We start from the raw sequence: 16,497 nt of genomic DNA, 5'->3' as shown, positions 1-16,497 counted from the left end.
CGCCCCTCGTGGCCCTGGGACGTTTTTGTGGGTCCGCCGCGAACGCCGGGTATGGATGACTCCGAGATGGCGGTCGCGGTCGTCGGCGCGGGGCCTGCTGGGCTCGTGGCCGCCGCGCGGCTGGCCGAGGCGGGCGCCGACGTCACCGTCCTCGAACGCGAGGGGACCGTCGGCGGGCGCGTCCGCAGCCGGACCGTCGACGGCTTCACGATCGACCGCGGGTTCCAGGTGTTCTTCGACTCCTACCCGGCCGCTCGCGCCGAACTCGACCTCGAGGCGCTCGACCTCCGGGCGTTCGCGCCCGGCGCCATAATTTGCCGGCCGGGGTCGCGATCGACGCTCGCGGATCCGTTCCGCGATCCGCGGGCAGCCCTCGAGTCGGCGTTCTCGCGGGAGATACCGTTCGCCGACAAGCTCCGAACCCTCCGACTGAAACGCGAGCTGGCCACCGGGTCCGGCTCCGAGTCCGACGTCGATCCCGACTCCGAACCCGACCCGGTCGACGGATTCGGGTTTATAAGAACCGCCGGCACCGACGAATCCATCCGGTCGTTCCTGTGGGAACGCGGCTTCTCCGAGACGTATTTGGACCGGTTCGTCGCCCCCTTTTACGGCGGCATTACCCTCGACCGGTCGCTGTCGAGCTCCGCACGCGTCTTTCGGGAGACCTTCCACGCGATGAGCGAGGGCCGAACCGTCGTCCCGGCGGACGGGATGGGCGCCATCACTCGGCAGCTCGCCGGGCGAGCCCGGGATGCCGGCTGCTCGCTCCGTCTCGAAACGACCGTCGAGGAGCTGACGGTCGAGGGATCGTCGGCCGAGGGATCGGCGGCCGGGAAGTCGCGGGGTGGAGGATCGACGGAAGGTGGCGTGAATGCGGACGACGATGGCGTCCGACTGCGTCTCGCGGACGGCTCGGAGACGGTCGCCGACGCGGCGGTCGTCGCGACGTCGCCGCCGGAAGCCCGCCGGCTAACGGATGTCGAGTCGATACCGACCACCGGTGTCGGCTGCGTCACGCAGTGGTACACGCTCCCGCCCGGACGGTCGCTCGGAACTGGCCCCCGGATCCTGTTGAACGCCGGCGGCGATCGCCCGAACACGGTCGCTCCGCTCGGCGCGGTCGCCCCGGAGTACGCCCCCGAGGACCGGACGCTGCTCGCGGCCACGTTCGTCGACGACGATGCGTTCGATCGCGACGACGCGACGCTTGCCGCCGAGACCGAGCGCGCGCTCGCGTCCTGGTTCCCCGAGCGTTCGCTCGACGGGCTGGAACCCCTCGTGACCGACCGAACCCCGTTCGCGCAGTTCACGCAACCGCCCGGATTCCGGGAGAGGCTGCCGGCTCCCGACGCACCCGAGGGACCGGTCGTGCTCGCCGGTGAGTACACCGACTGGTCGTCCATCCAGGGTGCGCTCGCGAGCGGGCGGCAGGCGAGCGAGATCGTTCTCGGAGCGGTGGACCCCTGATCGGCGTCGACCCTCGTGGGGGGCCGAGGACACGATCGGCATATTGCTGTTCGACCGGCATATTGCTGTTCGACCGGCATATCGCTGTTCGACCGGCATATCGCTGTTCGACCGGCATATCGCTGTTCGACCGGCATATCGCTGTTCGACCGGCATATCGCTGTTCGACCGGCATATCGCTGTTCGACCGGCCGAGGATCGAGTATCGTGCTACCGACGTCCTCGGGTCGTGCGTCGCCCGTTGGCAGTTGTCGTGGATCCCCGTGATCGGCGACCCGCGGCTCGAGGCTCCGTCTCGGCGGCGTCGTTCCTCCGTCGACAGTACTCGGTCGCGGTGGCGTACGCCGACCGAACCCGCCGAAACGCCGCCTCGTCGCCGCCCTGGTCCGGGTGGACGTCCTTCACTCGATCGCGATAGGCGCGTTTCACCGCGTCTTCGTCGCTCGAGCGCGGGATATCCAGCTCCGCGAAGGCGGCTGCGACCGGGTCCTCACCGTGCCTGCCGGACGTCCCGAACGCCCCGGCGATCCGGTCGCGACCAGAGTCGCCAGCGGGACCGACGTCCCGGGCGTCGCCCGACCCGAACGTCGGCGTCTCCGGCGTGTCGAAGGGCAACCGGTCGCCGAGTCCACGACCGGGAAGTTCGTGTTCACAGAGGACGGCGGCGACGCCGGCGCGCTCGAGCCGGAAGAACTGCTGGGCATCGAACGTGATGGCGACCTTCCGATCGGGGAGATAGAAGTCGACCGGGTCGTCGTGAACGGGATGGTCCTCCTGGAACCGTTCGCCGATCGCGGACAGGTACGACCGGATCTCGGTCCGACGCCTGGCGTCGCCGTCGATCGACACGCCGGACGTGGCTGCCGAGGACGCACCGCCGGCCGGTAACAGCCGATCGCCGAGATAAAAGAGGACCACGACGCCCCCCGTCGCGAGCAGTCCGACTCCGAGACCGATCAGGAGCCACGCCGGCAACGGAGGAACTGTGTCGACCACCACGGGTTGTCCCGGCGTAGTGTACGCACGGGGAAGAACCACTCGACGGAGATCTCTCGCATCCGCGCGAGAAAACGGGTTAGATCATATCGTTCTTCTTGAGTCCGGCGATGATGTCGTCGACGAACGCCTCGACGGACTCGTACGGAAACTCCTGCTCGCCGCCGAGTTTGGTGGCCAGTTCCATCGCGGTAAACCGCACGTCGCCGGCCTCGAAGGTCGTTCCCGGGCCGTTCGGCAGCGCCGGGACGAGGTCCATCTGGTTCTCGACGGGGAACTCCGCGCCTTCGAAGGCCTCGGTGAACTGTGCGCGAAGCTCGGATTCGACGTCAGTCATACGTGGGAGGTTTCCGAGCGAACGAAAAAGCGTTGTGGAACGGTGACCGCCGATCAGACCGACGGAACCGGGTTCGTGAGGGCCTCGACGACCCGTACCGAGGTCCCGTTATGCGTGCCGGTCCGGTCGCGCACGTTGCGAGCAGTCACCCGGATCCGGTAGCTCTCGTCGGAGTCGAGCGCGGTTCCCGGCGGGACGACGATCGTCTCATCCGTGGTCTCGTACTCGCGGTCGCCGACGATCTCGAGGCGCTTGCGGACGACCTCGTCACCGTCGCCGTCGACGACCGTGATGGTGACCGTATCGAGCGCGACCTGTGGATCGATGACCGACAGCGACCCGATCGCGAAGCGGTTGGTCTCAAGGCTAACGCGCGGGTCCTCAAAGGTCGTGATTCGGGGACCGCGACCCTCGGGGACGGCGCGTCCCCACGGGACGTAGCGGTAGGCGGCGACGATGAGGCCGAGGGCGGTCAGCGACAGGAGCGTCTGCCAGAGGATCGTGCTGCCGATGCCCAGCGCCGAGAGCTCGGAGACGACCGACCAGCCGGTCGCGACCGCGATCCGCTCGGTGGTCTCCGTGGCGGCCCCGTACTCGTCGGCCACGCGCACGTCCACCACGTGCTCGCCGGGTTCGAGGGGATGGGTGATCGTCTCGCCGGTTTTCGTGGTGCCGTCGGCGAACGTCCAGGTCACCGTGGCATCGCCGACCTCGTTCGTGACGTCCGCGGTGAGGGTCGCCATCTCGGCCGCCCGGTCGTACTCCGCGGAGACCTCGGCGGTCGGCACGTCGTTGGCGATGACCGTCCGGGTGGCCGTACTCTCGCGACCGAGGGCGTCGCGGACGGTGAGTCCGACATCGTACTGGCCCGGCTCCGCGAAGGTGTACTCGAGCACTCGGCCGCTCTGCGTGGTTCCGTCCGGCAGCGTCCACTGGTAGGTGACGTCCGGGTTGACGAAGACCGCGAACGGAGAGAAGCTGCGCGTGCGCGCCGACACGACCACGTAGTTCTCGTTGGTTTCCGTCACGGTGGTGTCGAGCAGCTCCCAGCCGTTCTCGGTCCGGTGGCCGAGCGTGGCGCCCGAGGGGTCGGCGTCGCCGAACCGGTCGCGGTCGACGCGCAGCCGCACCGTGGCCGGCTGATTCCGGCGGTTCTCGGGCGGTTCGATGTCCACCGCGCGCACGATCCGGTCCTGCTCCGTCACCCCGCTCGAAACGCTGATCGTCGACCGCTCGCCCGAGAGCCGGGTCGGTTCCCCGACGGTCGTCACGATGGTGCCTTCCGCGAGGTCGATCGCGTCGCCCTCGGAGCCGTCACTCTCGTCGTTGACGCCGTCGCCGTCCTCGTCCTCCGCCGTCGAGATCACTGCTCGCGGGTTGCCGTCCCTGGCGGTGGCGTCGATCGCGTCGAGGTCCTCGTTCGAGAGTTCACGGACCGTGATCCCGGCATCGGATCCCTCGCCGCCGTCCGCGTCGGCGGTTCCGTCCTCGTCCGGTTCACCCTCGAACTCGACCTCCACGCCCGTCTCGGAGTCGATCACGTCCTCGCCGGGCGCGTCGCCCTCGGGCTGTTCACCTTCCTCACCCGGTTCGCCCTGTTCGCTCTCCTCGTCGGGCGTCGTTTCGGGGGTCTCCTCGCCCGGTACGCCGACCCCGCCACCGCCTCCGCCCCCGCCGCCGGATCCGGGCGTCCCCGGTCCGCCGTCGGACGCGTTCTCGTCGGTGTCGTTGCCGTCGCCGACCTCCTCCTCGAGCTCGTAGCCGGTGTGGATCGTCACGCTCGTGAGGAGTCGGTCGCCCTCCTCGATGCCCTGGCTGTCCAGGCCGACGTTTACGACCACGCGCTCGCCCGGCGCGAGCGTGACGGCGTTCTCTTCGCCCTCGATCGGCGCTCCGCCCTCATCGCTCGTCATCGAGACCCGCTCGCCGCCGTCGTGGGTTACCCACACGAGGACCTCCTGGGTGTCCTGGTTGTGCAGGTAGAAGATCCGGTCGACGGTCGTGTACGCCTCCGCGTTCACGCCCGGATCCGTGAGGTCGATCCGGAGCTCGCCGTCGTCGTCGCTCACGACGTAGTTCCCGTTCGTGCCGTTGGTGGCGCCGAACTCGACGTCCGGCTCGCCGTTAAAAAGATTCTCCGTCGGCGAGCCCGCGGTCCCCAACACCGCTCCGGTCGCCACTATCGCGCCGAGCGCGAAGAGTACGACGACCGCGGCGGTGATGGAGCGGAGTTTCATTGTGGCGTGGTGGCTAATGGATTGCTGATTATCGGATCACTTCGGTATGAAAACCGCAGCGACCGAATTCGGCGTTATCCAAGGACTGCGTTGTGATCTATTATATATAAGTCTAGTTTGCGCTCGCGTTGATCACGATCGTGAGATCATCCAGGTCACCGTCGGATGCAGCGCCGAGGAGGTTAATCTCGATCCCGAACGTTTCAGTAGTTCCCGATGAGAGGGCTTTAGATCCAGTGGAACCGTCCGACCAGATCATATTTATTCCGTTAACGGAGTTACCCTCTGAATCTTGTACGCTAAGGGTTACATCAACCTCCTGGTTCCCCTGATTTGTAACGTTTATCGCGTTCTGGATCGTGGTATTCGCGTTGGCGTTGATACCGCTTGCACCTTGGCCAGTACTCATATTCTCACCAAGAACCATCACGATCTGACCATCGTCGGTAGTCCTCGCGTACGGCGTGTCACCATCACTGTCCTCGTACTCCGTCAGTCCAAGCAGCGCGTTCGCGTCACCGGTGACGTTCACTTCGGCGGTCCGTTCCGCCTCCACCGTGGTGAACGCGCCCGTGGCCGTGACGACCGTGATCGCTCCGAAGACCAATACCAGCGCAAGCAGCTTTCCTTTGGGTCGTGCCATAGTTGTTGTCTCCTTGTGTACGCGTCAGCGCGGCGGGCGTCGGTGCCCCCGGCCGGCGTCTCTATTGCATACATATACCCCTACCATCATTGTAAGCCCGACCTACCCAGTAGTTAGAGCATCCTAACGATCCGGTATCGGCTAGTTAGGGCGCCCTAACGTGCCGAATTCGAGGGTTTGAAGGGTTCGATGTGTTGGCGTGTAGCGTTGGAGTTGGATGGTAGCACGCACCACGATCAACGTCCACACACCTCGTCGATCGTGGCGAGAAGGTCGTCCTTGCTGAAGGGCTTCGTGAGGTAGGCGTCCGCCCCGGCGTCGGTGGCGCGGTCGCGGGTCTCATCAATCACCATCGCGGTGCTCATCACGACCGCGACGTCAGGGTTGGCCCGTTTGATCGCCCGAGTGGCCTCGATCCCGTCGGTGCCGGGCAGGTCGACGTCCATCACGACCACGTCCGGGGCGGTGCGTTCCGCCTCGCGGATCGCCTCCTCCCCGGTCGTTGCGACTCCGACGACCGTGTGTTCGGGGATGAGAAACCCATGCAGGAGGGCACGCTGCATATCAGTATCTTCCACGAGGAGGACGTCGACCATTCCGGGGAGTCACCGGATCCTGTTAGTGAATGATTAAAAATCCAACTATTCTCGGACCGTGATCCGTCTGTAGGACCGAAACGTCACTCGTCCGAACGGATGGGAACACTTACAGGAACTCGTTCGGGTTATACGACTACCGTCGCTGCTATGGACCTCCCATCGCCGTCGTCGATTCTCACCACGCTCCGGTCGTCGATCCGGTCCCGGGTCGGACCGTCGCTTCCGGGTGGCGGCCAGGGCGACGATCGACTCACCCAGGACGACGTCTACGACGTTCTCTCGAACAAGCGCCGCCGATATGCGATCCACTACCTCAAGCAGGTCGACGAGCGTGTGGACGTCCGCGATCTCGCCGAGCAGGTGGCGGCCTGGGAGAACGACAAGCCCGTCGAGGCGCTCACCGCCCAGGAGCGCAAGCGCGTCTACATCTCGCTGTACCAGGGCCACCTCTCGTCGATGGATGATCGGGGGCTGGTGGCGTACGACGAGGACCGCGGGACGGTGGCGCTGCGTGACGCGGTCCGAAACGCTGACATCCATCTCGAGGTCGTCGACCCGCGGGACATCCCCTGGGGCCAGTTCTACCTCGGGCTCAGCGTCGCGAACGCGCTCCTGATCGGGCTGGCGTGGCTCGACGTCGGCCTGTTCACCGAGGTCGGCGATCTCCAGATCGCGGCCGTCACCGTCGCGAGCGTCGCGGTTTCGGCGACTGTCCAGACGTTCCGAGACGACCGGATCCGGCTGGGCGATGCGGGCCCGCCGCCGGAACTCCGATCGACGTAGCGTATGGTCGTCAGCCAGGGACTAGCGTGCGGCTCGGTCGGCGGCTGGCGTGCGGCTCAGTCGGCCGCCACGCCGACACCGCCGCGCACCTTCACGCCCATCCCGGTGTCGAACGTCCGCAGCTCCGAGGCGGCAAGCTCAGCGCGCCCGACCGCCAACAGTTCGTCGTCGGGGTCGACGACAAGCACCTCATCGCCCGGGCGAACCGCGTCGTGGACCGACTGCACGAACTTCGCGAACGCGTTCTTCCCGTCCCGGACGAAGGGCTCGCTCTCGGCACCGACGACGACGCGGTAGGCCGGCGGATCGAGGGCCGCTCGAAGCCGCCGCCCGCCGGCGATCCCGAGGGTGAACCGTCCGTCAGTCCCGTAGGAGACGAGTCGCTCGCCCGCATCACCACCAGAGGCGTCGACGTCGCCAGCAAGCACCTGACGCGGGCGGCCGCCGCTCGACCGCCGGATCGAGTGGGGCTCCCCGGGTGGAAACAGCGCCGTGCCGGCGCCCGCGCCGAACTGGTAGTCCGCAACCACCCGCAGGTCGGACAGCGTCGTCGTGTCGCTCATACGCCAGCCTGGCTGCCCCGACATATAAAGAGCTCGTGCGCTATGTCACCGGCGATCGCGGTCGCGTTCGGACCCACAGCGTTCCGGATCCGGTGGGTTCTTTGGGGTACCGGTCCCTCTCCGTATCGATCGTTGCCGATGTATCCCTGCTCACTCCCCACACACGATCGGCGTGCCCGCGTCCGTCCCGCGGAGTGTGACCCGTGAACGCGAACGACCGTTCGATCACGGCGTTCACGATGGCCGGCCACGGGCTCGTCCACGTCTACGAGCTGTCGATCCCGATCCTGATGACGGTCTGGCTGGCCGAGTTCTCGGTCACCGCGGCCGTTCTCGGCGGGGTCGTCACGGTGGGCTACGGGCTCTTCGGCGTGGGCGCGCTTCCCGGCGGGCTGCTCGCGGACGTGTTCGGCTCAAAGCGGCTGATCATCGGCTGCCTGTTCGGGATGGGCGCGTCCTTTTTCGCCCTCGCCCTCGCGCCGGGACTCGTGGGGATCGCGCTGGCGCTTGCGGGCTGGGGGATCGCCGCCAGCGTCTATCACCCAGCCGGGCTCGCGCTCATCAGCAACGGCGTCGACCCGGATCGACGCGGCGCAGCCTTCGGCTACCACGGAATGGCGGGCAACGTCGGTATCGCCTTTGGCCCGCTGGCCGCGGCGGTGCTGCTGCTCGTCGTCGACTGGCGGGTCGTCGCCGCCGCCCTCGGCGCGATCTCGATCGTCGCCGGCGTCATCGGGCTCTCCGCCGACTTCGACGAGACCGCGGGGATCGACGCGGGGTCTGATGCGGGTGCTGGCGCGGACACGGGGGCGGACGCAGACACGAGAACCGACGCCACCGCCGCCGAGGCCGACGGCGGATCCACGGACACGAACACGAACCCGGATACGGGGACGAAGCCGGAGGCGGACACGGACACGAACCCGGATACGGACATCCGGTCGCTTCGCGACTTCCTCGCGGGAAGCCGTCGGGTGTTCACCGCCGGATTCGCGCTCGTCTTCCTCGTGGTGTTGTGCAACGGGCTCGTCTACCGCGGAATGGTGACCTTCCTTCCGGAGCTGTTGCGCGAGTTCCTCCTGGCCGCAGTGGGCGACGTCCGGCTCGGTCTCTTTGCCCCCGACAGCCCGCTCGCCGAGGAGTTCGACGTCTCGCGATACGTCTACGTGGGGCTGTTGACGATCGGGATCGCGGGACAGTACACGAGCGGGCGCCTCCTCGACCGGATCGAGCCCGAGCGCGGGCTCGCGATCGTCCTGTTCCTCCTCGCGGCGATCGCGGTCGCGTTCGTCCCGCTTGCGGCGGCCGGGGTGGGCCCTCTACTGGCGATCAGCGCCGTTCTCGGGTTCGTGCTGTTCGGCATCCAGCCGTTCAGCCAGGCGACCGTCGCGGCCTATTCCCCGCCCGAGTCACGCGGCCTCTCGTTCGGATTCACCTACCTCGGGACCTTCGGGATCGGCGCGCTCGGGGCGACGATCGTCGGCGTCGTCCTCACCTACGCGACCGCGGACGCGGCCGTCTTCCTCGTGCTGGCCGCCGTCGCGCTCGTCGGCTGTGCGATCGCGACGCTGCTTCGTCGCGGCGATCTGCGTCCGTGACGCGATCTGCGTCCGTGAGTGTGGCCGTCACCGTGCGAGCGCGATCAGTCCCCGCCGGAGTACGGCGAAGACCGCGACGAGCGCCAGCCCGAGCGGCACGCCGATGTGGAGCCCGCCGAGAAACCGGCCGATCGTCAACCCGAGTGCCATCCCGAGGATGAACGGCATCGCGAGCGCCTCGGCGATCGCCGCCGGTGGCCGATCTATGCTCATACTCCCCGTTCGTGCCCCCAGTTTAAAGGAGGAACGTGTCCTTGCGCTCGCCGAGATCCACGAACGTGTCGGCGGCGTCGACCAGCTCGTCGGCCGTCGAGGAGCCGAACCCCATCGCCTCCACGCGCACGCCCTCGTGTCGGAGGTGTGAACAGAGCCGCGCGAAGTCGCCGTCGCCGGTGCACAAGACGACGACGTCGACGTGGCTGGCAAGCGTCACCGCGTCGAGACTCATTCCGAGGTCCCAGTCGGCCTTCTTGCTCCCGTCCGGGAACGTCTTGATGTCCTTGATCTTCGTCTCGAAGCCGATGTCCCGCAGCGCCTCGAAGAAGCGCTCCTCCTCGGGCGACTCCGCCCGGATCACGTAGGCGATCGCCCGCACGAGATCGCGGTTCTGGACGGCCTTCTCCAGGAGCGCCGAATAGTCGATCTTCCGCGAGTACCGGCTCTGCGCGCTGTGGTACAGGTTCTGTGAGTCCGTCAACACCGCGACGCGCTGGTTCGCGTGGATCTCGGTCATACGCCCGCTTCCGCGCCCGCTCTTAAGGGGTTTCCCACTGCGCGACCACGCCCGCTTCAGATTGAACGGTATGCCACTTGAGGGGATATATAAATGACCCGCCGTAGGATAACGTATGCAGACCCACATCGTCCCGGTCGGGTTCGACTACGACCGGCTGATCGCCCCGCTCGTGCGGGACCAACTCGACGTCGACCACGTGGTGTTGCTCGAGGGCGCCGTGGGCAGCGAGGCCAACGTCGAGTACTCCCGCCGGCTCGCCGAGAAGCTGGAGAAGGACTTCCGCAACCTGCTCGGCGCCGACACCGAGCGGTTCGTCGTCGAGGACGTCTACGACTACGACGCCGCCTTCGAGCAGGCCTACGGGCTGATCAACGACGAGCTCGACGCCGGCAGCGAGGTGTGGGTGAACGTCTCCGCGATGCCCCGGACGGTCTCGTTCGCCTTCGCGACCGCCGCCCACTCGATCATGGTCGAGCGGGAGGGCGACCGGGACCGCATCCACACCTACTACACCGTCCCGGAGAAGTATCTCGAGACCGAGCTGGCCGAAACGCTGCGCACCCAGTGTGACCACCTCGAGGACGTCCTCGCCGGCGATCTCGCGGACGCCGACCGGGAGGACCTCGCGGACCACCTCGAAGAGGCGCGCGACCTCCTCGCGGAGTTCGACGAGCGCGGTACGACGATCGGCGCCAAACAGTTCGGCGAGGACCACATCATCGAGCTCCCGGTGGCCTCCTTCTCAAACGTCAAGCCCTTCGAGGAGCTGATCCTCTTCACCCTCGGCGAACACGGCGTCTTCGAGTCCGTCTCCGAACTCGCCGGGACGCTGGCCCGCGAGCTCGGCGAGGAGTACACCGACTCCTTCCGCTCGAAGGTCATCTACAACGTCGACCAACTCGGCCCCGGCGGCAAGGGCTACATCGAACGCGAGGAACACGGCAAGTCCTACCGAACCCGCCTCTCGCGCATCGGCGAGCTCTGGGTCCGCTCACACGCCGACGAGTCCGAGACGGACAGTCGGTCGACGACGAAGTGATCAGACGGACGCGACTGCGGTCAGTGTCCCCGTCGATCGTCGACCAGCCTCACTCCCCCGTCCGGAACGAGTAGTCCAGCGCCGACGCGCTGTGGGTCAACGACCCCATCGAGACGACGTCGACGCCGGTGGTGGCGTACGCTTCGAGATCGTCGATCGTGATCCCGCCGCTGGCCTCCGTCAGCACGCGGTCGCTCGGGACCTCGACCGACCCGTCACTCGCCAGATCACCCAGGACGGACACCGCGCGCTCGACGGTCTCGGGCGGGAGGTTGTCGAGTAGGACGACGTCGGCGCCGGCCAGCGCGGCCGCCCGAGCGGTCTCCACGTCCTCGGCCTCGACCTCGATCCGCGTCGCGAAGGAGCTCCGGTCACGAACGCGTTCGACCGCTCGCTCCAGGCCGAGTTCGGCGATGTGGTTGTCCTTCACCATCGCCATATGTGAGAGGTCGAGCCGGTGGGTGTCGCCGCCGCCGGCCGCAATCGCCCGCTTTTCGAGACCGCGTAGCCCCGGCGTCGTCTTGCGCGTGCCCGCGATCCGGACGGTCTCCGAGACTCCGCGAGCCGTCTCGACCGCCCGCCGGGTGCGCGTCGCGACCCCGGAGGCGTGCCCGACCAGGTTGGCTGCGACGCGCTCGCCGCGGAGAACGTCCTCGGTGGGACCGGCAACCGACATCGCGACGTCGCCGGGCTCGACCGGCGCCCCGGCATCGAGGCAGTCGGTGACCGTGACGCCGAGGTACTCGAAGACGGCGACCGCGGCCTCGGTTCCCGCGACCACGCCCGGCTCCGTCGCGACGAGTCGCCCCGACGTCTCGCCCGGGACGTCGTTCGTGACGTCGTGGTGGCCCACGTCCTCGCGCAGCCATCGCTCGACCGCGGAGCGCTCAATCGGCATCGACGGGGGCTCCCTCCGTGAGCTGGTGGCAGCCGCGGGACTCCTCGTTTGCGGCTGCGGCCCGTGTGATCAACAGCGCGGACACGCAGGCCCCGCGGAGTTCGTAGAGCGCCCGGCTCGTCCGGGTTCGCGTGTAGGCGTCGACCTCGCCCTTGAGCCGGCGGATCGTCGCCTGTGCCCGTTCGATCCCGGCCGGATCGCGGACGATGCCCAGCTCCGCGTCCATCACGCGGCGGAGCCGATGAAACTTCTCCGCGGCAAACCGGTCGGGAAGGGCCGGGTCACGATCGAGGAGCTCGGGCGGCTCGATCGGCTTCGGACCGGCCTCGACGCCCGTGTCCGCCGCCGTCTCGCCGGCGCGCAGTCCCCACACGAGTCCCTCGAGGAGGCTCGTCGACGCCAGCCGGTTGGCCCCGTGGACGCCGGTCCGGGCACACTCGCCGACCGCGTAGAGCCGGTCGAGCGACGTTCGCCCCTCGAGGTCGACGTCGATCCCGCCACAGAGGAAGTGCTCGGCGGGTGCGACCGGAATCCCGTCCTCGAGGGAAACCCCGCGATCGGCACATTCGGACGCGAGGGCCGGAAACTCGCCCGCGAAGTCGATCGGCGTCACGTCGAGGACGACCTCCCCCGTGCGCTCACGCTCGGTCGCGACGGCCCGCGCGACCACGTCACGGGGCGCAAGCTCGGCGTCCGGGTGGTACTCGGGCATGAACCGCTCGCCGGTCGCGTCGCGCAACACCGCTCCCTCGCCGCGGATGGCCTCACTCAGGAGGAACGTCCCGCGGTCCGGCGTCGGCCCGGATCCGGCGGTTTCGTTCCCGGTCGCACGCTCGTCCGTTCCCTGGCCCGCGAAGGCGGTCGGGTGGAACTGCACGTACTCCATATCGGCGACATCGGCGCCAGCCAGCGCGGCCATCGCGATCCCGTCGCCGGTCGCGGTCCGGGGGTTCGTCGAGCGCGGGTAGCAGGCGCCGATCCCGCCGGTCGCCAGCACCGTCGCGCCGGCGAACCACGGGGTCACCTCGCCGTCACGCTCGAGCAGGGCACCGTGGACGCGCCCCTCGTGCGTACACAGTTCGAGGGCCGCGGTGTCCTCCAGGATCTCGACGGCCGACAGTCCGCGGAGGTGTTCGAGGAACGGAACCAGTACGTGTCGCCCCGTGGCGGCGTCGACGTGGCGTATCCGCGCTTCGTCGTGAGCGGCCTCGCGACCGTATCCCTCGTCGAAGGCGACGCCGAGCGTGTCGATCAGGACGTCCTGGACGGCCGCGTCGGCCCCCGAGACGAGGACGTCCACCGCAGCCGGGTCGGCCGTGCCGTCGCTGGCGTCGATCACGTCACGCTTCAGGGCTTCCGGGTCATCCCGGGTGACCGCGATCCCGCCCTGGGCCCAGTAGCTCGTCGCGTCCGCCGGCCGGCTCGCCTCGGTGGCGAGGGTGACGTTCGCGCCCGCTCGCGCGCCGGCCAGCGCGGCCGCACAGCCCGCGATCCCGCTGCCCACCACGAGCAGGTCGGTCGTTTCCCCGTCGATGGGTGCGTCGGTTCGGTCGGCCATCGGGATCAGAGCTCCAACATCCGCTTGATCGCCAGCGACGCGAGCTTGGCCTCGCGGCCGGGGACCTCGATCACGTTCCGCGGCTCGTCCTCGAGGAGTCCCTCAAGCACCCACGTCAGGTAGTTCGGGTCGACCTGCCGCATCGCGTTGCAGTCCATACAGGCGTCCCCACACAGCGGCACCACGTTCACGTCCGGATGCCACCGGTCGAGGTGGTTCGCGAGGTGGATCTCGGTACCGATCGCCCAGGTCTCGCCGGGATCGGCATCCGCGACCGTCTCGCGGATCGTCGCGGTGGACCCGACGACATCCGCCGCCTCGACGACCTCGCGGCGACACTCGGGGTGGACGATGACGTTCGCGTCGGGGTGGCGCTCGCGGACGGACGCGACGTGGTCCGCGGTAAACCGCTCGTGGACCTGACAGTAGCCGTCCCAGAGGACGATCTCCGCGTCAGCGACCGCGTCGGCGTCGGCGCCGTCGGGATCCCAGGGGTCCCACTCGACGACCGCGTCGGCCATCCCCAGCCGGTGGGCCGTGTTCTCCCCGAGGTGCTTGTCGGGGAGAAACAGGACGGTGTCACCCCGATCGAGGGCATACTCGAAGGCCTCGTGGGCGTTCGAGGAGGTACAGACCAGCCCGCCCTGTTCGGCACAGAAGGCCTTCAGATCGGCGTAGCTGTTCATATAGGTGATCGGGACGATATCCGCGTCCGGGGCCGCCGCGGTCAACGTCTCCCAGGCGTCGTCGACCTGCAGCGCCTCGGCCATCCCAGCCATCGGACAGGACGCCTCCATGCTCGGGAGGATCACGGTTTGGTCGTCGTCGGTGATGACGTCCGCGGACTCGGCCATAAACGTGACCCCACAGAAGACGACGTACTCGGCGTCCGCGGCCGCAGCGCGCTCGCTCAGGCCGTAGGAGTCGCCGACGAAGTCGGCGTGCTCGATGATCTCCCGGCGCTGATAGTTGTGTCCCAGGATGACCACGTCATCGCCGAGCGCCGAGCGTGCCGTCTCGATCCGTTCCGTCCGCTCCGCCTCGTTCAGATCCCGGTATTGCGGCGGCAGCCGCTCGAGATCGTCGTATTTGAAGAGGCTGAGATCCGTTTCGAGGGAGGTCGATTTGAGTTCTGGCATAGATTATGGATCGTGTAGTGACTCAAACGTCGACGGCAACTATTGATAAAATTTTATCTTCAATATAGGATTTGAACCCATATCACGATTCGGTATCGGGATGAAAGATATATTGTCCACGGGTATGCCTTCATAAAGGTTTTAAAGATTCGATAGCCCCAACCGTGGAACGATCGCACCACCACGCACCCCTTATATATTCCTAATTCATAGATATCGTATGACACGATTGCTCCTGGGGCTGCTCGGCGCCCTCCTCGCGGCCCTCCCGGACCGAACGCTCACCGTCTACGAGTCGGTCGCCTTCGAGTCGGCCGGCGAGGCGACCCCGAAACCCTGGCTCGAGTCGGCGATCCGGGCCGAGGGGCTTGCATACGTCGCGATCGCCCTCATCGGCGGTCGGCCCTACCGATGGCTGGCGACGCTCATGGGCGTGATCGGAACCGTCGTCCTCGCCGCCCCGCGTCGCTACCTCGACGTCGGCGCGTCGGTCGCCTACGACCGGCCCGGGGACGTCGAGTGGTCCGACCGGTTCGTCTCGGTCGTTCGCGCGATCGGCGCGGGCTGCGTGCTGTTCGCGATCGGCGTTCGGCGGCGACGAGACGGAAACACGTGAGACGTCTTGCCGTCAGGATCGAAGGTGTCCGTTCCTCTCCTACTTAGGCCTTCTATCCGTTCGTCCTCACTCCTCACCAACTAGTGACGGAAGGTGTGTCTCGAACAGACGTTCGAGAGCCGTCCAGAGTATCTCCGTCGGGATGGCCTGCTCGAACGCGGCGGCCTCACGAGCCGGCCGATTCATTCCCTCGGTTCGATATTGGAAGTGGACGTTGCCGAGATCCGGATGATCCCGGTCGCGGTGCCAGCCACAATTAAACCCCGTGTTCGGGTCCGCATAGTGGATGCGGTAGTACGACGTCTCGGATTCGAACCGCCATTCGACGTCCAGGGTGGGAGTAGCCGGTCCCGTCGGTGGTGAGATTCTGGCGGGATCGATCCGCGCTCGAATCGATCGCTTGCGAATGCTGTCCGGTTCGTACGTGACGGTGGTGACCACCGGATATCGTTGCAGGACGTCCTTTAGTCCCTGATAGGTCGAGCTGTCGATCGTTCCTGGCAAGCCCATCTTCTCACACCGGCACGACGTCCCGATCGCTCGCCCAGTCGTACTCGTTGAGGGCAGCACGAACGATGGGGATCCGGTCGTCGAGATGCTCCCAGTCGGCGGCGACCTCACGCCGCTCCTTGACCTCGTCGGGATCGGCCACGTCCGCGATGCTTGCCCGAAGCTCGCCCGGCGACTCCACGTCGTAAGTCGTTTTCCACGCCGCGATCTCGGACTGCATCGATTCGAGGACGTCGGTCAGCTCCTCACGGTCGTGTTCACGCTGTAGCGCCGCGACCTCGCGGTAGGTCGCCATCAATCGATCGACGCAGTATAGCGATCGATCCGCCCGTTCGATCCGACGAAGAACGTCGTCCTCGACGAGCTGGTCGAGGTATTTTTGAGCGGTTTTCACGGAGACGTCGGTCTCCTCGGCGACCCACGCTGGGCTCCGTGGTGTTCGAAGCGTCCGTGCGGCGGCTCGCACCCGGTCACCCCGAGTCATTGCGTCGCGGGCGTGATCGTCGCTCGGTTCGGTGGTATCGGACATAGGATCGAATAGACCGTTACTAAATATATATCTATTGTACTGGATATTAGTAACGGGCGATCGAGGGCCCGATATCTTCACGCGCAATATGGCCTCCCCCCGAAGCCGGAACGTATAAGAAACAGAAGCCCACACTCACGCCCGTGCCGACCGCCGCGTCCATCCGGAGCACGACCTCGCCGCCAGCGACGCGGCTCTTCTCGAAAAAACGCGTGTGAGACGCCCACCGGCGGGAGTGGCGACCCC

18 protein-coding genes are annotated in these 16,497 nt (G+C 67.2%); 5 read left to right on the top strand and 13 right to left on the bottom strand.

Annotated elements, in window-relative coordinates; genetic code table 11:
* The first annotated feature begins 51 nt into the window (after positions 1 to 51).
* Positions 52 to 1,470, top strand: coding sequence for an NAD(P)/FAD-dependent oxidoreductase (locus BLW38_RS02670; RefSeq protein WP_245710031.1), 1,419 nt, complete (start codon positions 52 to 54; stop codon positions 1,468 to 1,470).
* A 210-nt stretch (positions 1,471 to 1,680) separates the two neighbouring features.
* Here the strand turns inward: BLW38_RS02670 and BLW38_RS02665 are convergent, their stop codons facing one another.
* From BLW38_RS02665 to BLW38_RS02645, 5 genes are all read right to left on the bottom strand, one after another.
* The gene (locus BLW38_RS02665; RefSeq protein WP_143040786.1) at positions 1,681 to 2,469 is read right to left on the bottom strand and encodes a J domain-containing protein; all 789 of its coding nucleotides are present in this window, start codon (positions 2,467 to 2,469) and stop codon (positions 1,681 to 1,683) included.
* A gap of 76 nt (positions 2,470 to 2,545) precedes the next feature.
* On the bottom strand, positions 2,546 to 2,803 hold the full coding sequence (locus BLW38_RS02660; protein ID WP_092813899.1) for an MTH865 family protein: 258 nt from the start codon (positions 2,801 to 2,803) through the stop codon (positions 2,546 to 2,548).
* 53 nt (positions 2,804 to 2,856) lie between these two features.
* Positions 2,857 to 5,040 (bottom strand): PKD domain-containing protein, encoded by a 2,184-nt coding sequence (locus tag BLW38_RS02655; RefSeq protein WP_092813896.1) that lies wholly within the window; start codon positions 5,038 to 5,040, stop codon positions 2,857 to 2,859.
* A 112-nt stretch (positions 5,041 to 5,152) separates the two neighbouring features.
* Positions 5,153 to 5,683 carry a hypothetical protein gene (locus tag BLW38_RS02650; protein WP_092813893.1) on the bottom strand — a complete coding sequence of 177 codons (531 nt, stop codon included), beginning with the start codon at positions 5,681 to 5,683 and terminating at the stop codon, positions 5,153 to 5,155.
* A 236-nt stretch (positions 5,684 to 5,919) separates the two neighbouring features.
* Positions 5,920 to 6,279, bottom strand: a complete 360-nt coding sequence (locus tag BLW38_RS02645) for a response regulator (RefSeq protein ID WP_092813891.1) — start codon at positions 6,277 to 6,279, stop codon at positions 5,920 to 5,922.
* Between the two features lie 150 nt (positions 6,280 to 6,429).
* Here BLW38_RS02645 and BLW38_RS02640 point away from each other — a divergent pair, with 150 nt between their 5' ends.
* Entirely contained in the window at positions 6,430 to 7,065 is a 636-nt protein-coding gene (locus tag BLW38_RS02640; RefSeq protein WP_092813888.1) for a DUF7344 domain-containing protein, read from the top strand.
* Between the two features lie 56 nt (positions 7,066 to 7,121).
* Here the strand turns inward: BLW38_RS02640 and BLW38_RS02635 are convergent, their stop codons facing one another.
* Positions 7,122 to 7,628: a PUA domain-containing protein gene (locus tag BLW38_RS02635; RefSeq protein ID WP_092813885.1), complete on the bottom strand. Its 507-nt coding sequence runs from the start codon at positions 7,626 to 7,628 to the stop codon at positions 7,122 to 7,124.
* Positions 7,629 to 7,831: 203 nt separating this feature from the next.
* Here BLW38_RS02635 and BLW38_RS02630 point away from each other — a divergent pair, with 203 nt between their 5' ends.
* Positions 7,832 to 9,226, top strand: coding sequence for an MFS transporter (locus tag BLW38_RS02630; RefSeq protein WP_218143019.1), 1,395 nt, complete (start codon positions 7,832 to 7,834; stop codon positions 9,224 to 9,226).
* 27 nt (positions 9,227 to 9,253) lie between these two features.
* Here BLW38_RS02630 and BLW38_RS02625 read toward each other — a convergent pair whose 3' ends face one another.
* Together BLW38_RS02625 and BLW38_RS02620 are read right to left on the bottom strand one after the other, a co-directional pair.
* Positions 9,254 to 9,439: a hypothetical protein gene (locus BLW38_RS02625; RefSeq protein ID WP_092813882.1), complete on the bottom strand. Its 186-nt coding sequence runs from the start codon at positions 9,437 to 9,439 to the stop codon at positions 9,254 to 9,256.
* Between the two features lie 22 nt (positions 9,440 to 9,461).
* Positions 9,462 to 9,959 (bottom strand): LabA-like NYN domain-containing protein, encoded by a 498-nt coding sequence (locus BLW38_RS02620; protein WP_092813879.1) that lies wholly within the window; start codon positions 9,957 to 9,959, stop codon positions 9,462 to 9,464.
* 115 nt (positions 9,960 to 10,074) lie between these two features.
* Here BLW38_RS02620 and BLW38_RS02615 point away from each other — a divergent pair, with 115 nt between their 5' ends.
* Positions 10,075 to 11,001, top strand: coding sequence for an HFX_2341 family transcriptional regulator (locus BLW38_RS02615; RefSeq protein ID WP_092813876.1), 927 nt, complete (start codon positions 10,075 to 10,077; stop codon positions 10,999 to 11,001).
* Between the two features lie 49 nt (positions 11,002 to 11,050).
* On the opposite strand, the gene nadC is transcribed toward BLW38_RS02615, so the two are convergent.
* From nadC to nadA, 3 genes are read right to left on the bottom strand one after another with little or no spacing between them, the layout of a single operon-like run.
* Entirely contained in the window at positions 11,051 to 11,899 is an 849-nt protein-coding gene (nadC, locus tag BLW38_RS02610) for a carboxylating nicotinate-nucleotide diphosphorylase (protein ID WP_092813873.1), read from the bottom strand.
* Positions 11,889 to 13,457 carry an L-aspartate oxidase gene (locus BLW38_RS02605; RefSeq protein ID WP_092813870.1) on the bottom strand — a complete coding sequence of 523 codons (1,569 nt, stop codon included), beginning with the start codon at positions 13,455 to 13,457 and terminating at the stop codon, positions 11,889 to 11,891. The genes nadC and BLW38_RS02605 overlap by 11 nt, the downstream gene beginning before the upstream one ends.
* Positions 13,458 to 13,462: 5 nt before the next feature.
* A complete protein-coding gene (gene nadA / locus BLW38_RS02600; RefSeq protein WP_092813867.1) occupies positions 13,463 to 14,596 on the bottom strand; it encodes a quinolinate synthase NadA in 1,134 nt (377 codons plus the stop codon).
* Positions 14,597 to 14,816: 220 nt separating this feature from the next.
* Here nadA and BLW38_RS02595 point away from each other — a divergent pair, with 220 nt between their 5' ends.
* Entirely contained in the window at positions 14,817 to 15,212 is a 396-nt protein-coding gene (locus BLW38_RS02595) for a hypothetical protein (RefSeq protein WP_092813863.1), read from the top strand.
* Positions 15,213 to 15,278: 66 nt separating this feature from the next.
* On the opposite strand, the gene BLW38_RS02590 is transcribed toward BLW38_RS02595, so the two are convergent.
* Together BLW38_RS02590 and BLW38_RS02585 are read right to left on the bottom strand one after the other, a co-directional pair.
* Positions 15,279 to 15,722, bottom strand: coding sequence for a hypothetical protein (locus BLW38_RS02590; RefSeq protein ID WP_092813860.1), 444 nt, complete (start codon positions 15,720 to 15,722; stop codon positions 15,279 to 15,281).
* 4 nt (positions 15,723 to 15,726) lie between these two features.
* A complete protein-coding gene (locus BLW38_RS02585; RefSeq protein WP_245710029.1) occupies positions 15,727 to 16,251 on the bottom strand; it encodes a DUF7342 family protein in 525 nt (174 codons plus the stop codon).
* Between the last annotated feature and the right edge of the window lie 246 nt (positions 16,252 to 16,497).

This window comes from Halopenitus malekzadehii (genome assembly GCF_900108505.1).
GTDB lineage: Archaea > Halobacteriota > Halobacteria > Halobacteriales > Haloferacaceae > Halopenitus > Halopenitus malekzadehii.
The sequence above is the reverse complement of the archived record's forward strand: the minus strand, read 5'-3'. Positions and strand labels throughout refer to the sequence as shown.

What these genes read in the sequence shown, in the direction of transcription:
- BLW38_RS02670 (WP_245710031.1), top strand. Translation starts at nt 52, where the DNA reads ATGGATGACTCCGAGATGGCGGTCGCGGTCGTCGGCGCGGGGCCTGCT.
- BLW38_RS02645 (WP_092813891.1), bottom strand. Translation starts at nt 6,279, where the DNA reads ATGGTCGACGTCCTCCTCGTGGAAGATACTGATATGCAGCGTGCCCTC.
- BLW38_RS02640 (WP_092813888.1), top strand. Translation starts at nt 6,430, where the DNA reads ATGGACCTCCCATCGCCGTCGTCGATTCTCACCACGCTCCGGTCGTCG.
- BLW38_RS02615 (WP_092813876.1), top strand. Translation starts at nt 10,075, where the DNA reads ATGCAGACCCACATCGTCCCGGTCGGGTTCGACTACGACCGGCTGATC.
- BLW38_RS02660 (WP_092813899.1), bottom strand. Translation starts at nt 2,803, where the DNA reads ATGACTGACGTCGAATCCGAGCTTCGCGCACAGTTCACCGAGGCCTTC.
- BLW38_RS02620 (WP_092813879.1), bottom strand. Translation starts at nt 9,959, where the DNA reads ATGACCGAGATCCACGCGAACCAGCGCGTCGCGGTGTTGACGGACTCA.
- BLW38_RS02595 (WP_092813863.1), top strand. Translation starts at nt 14,817, where the DNA reads ATGACACGATTGCTCCTGGGGCTGCTCGGCGCCCTCCTCGCGGCCCTC.
- nadA (WP_092813867.1), bottom strand. Translation starts at nt 14,596, where the DNA reads ATGCCAGAACTCAAATCGACCTCCCTCGAAACGGATCTCAGCCTCTTC.
- BLW38_RS02590 (WP_092813860.1), bottom strand. Translation starts at nt 15,722, where the DNA reads ATGGGCTTGCCAGGAACGATCGACAGCTCGACCTATCAGGGACTAAAG.
- nadC (WP_092813873.1), bottom strand. Translation starts at nt 11,899, where the DNA reads ATGCCGATTGAGCGCTCCGCGGTCGAGCGATGGCTGCGCGAGGACGTG.
- BLW38_RS02655 (WP_092813896.1), bottom strand. Translation starts at nt 5,040, where the DNA reads ATGAAACTCCGCTCCATCACCGCCGCGGTCGTCGTACTCTTCGCGCTC.
- BLW38_RS02605 (WP_092813870.1), bottom strand. Translation starts at nt 13,457, where the DNA reads ATGGCCGACCGAACCGACGCACCCATCGACGGGGAAACGACCGACCTG.
- BLW38_RS02635 (WP_092813885.1), bottom strand. Translation starts at nt 7,628, where the DNA reads ATGAGCGACACGACGACGCTGTCCGACCTGCGGGTGGTTGCGGACTAC.
- BLW38_RS02585 (WP_245710029.1), bottom strand. Translation starts at nt 16,251, where the DNA reads ATGTCCGATACCACCGAACCGAGCGACGATCACGCCCGCGACGCAATG.
- BLW38_RS02650 (WP_092813893.1), bottom strand. Translation starts at nt 5,683, where the DNA reads ATGGCACGACCCAAAGGAAAGCTGCTTGCGCTGGTATTGGTCTTCGGA.
- BLW38_RS02625 (WP_092813882.1), bottom strand. Translation starts at nt 9,439, where the DNA reads ATGAGCATAGATCGGCCACCGGCGGCGATCGCCGAGGCGCTCGCGATG.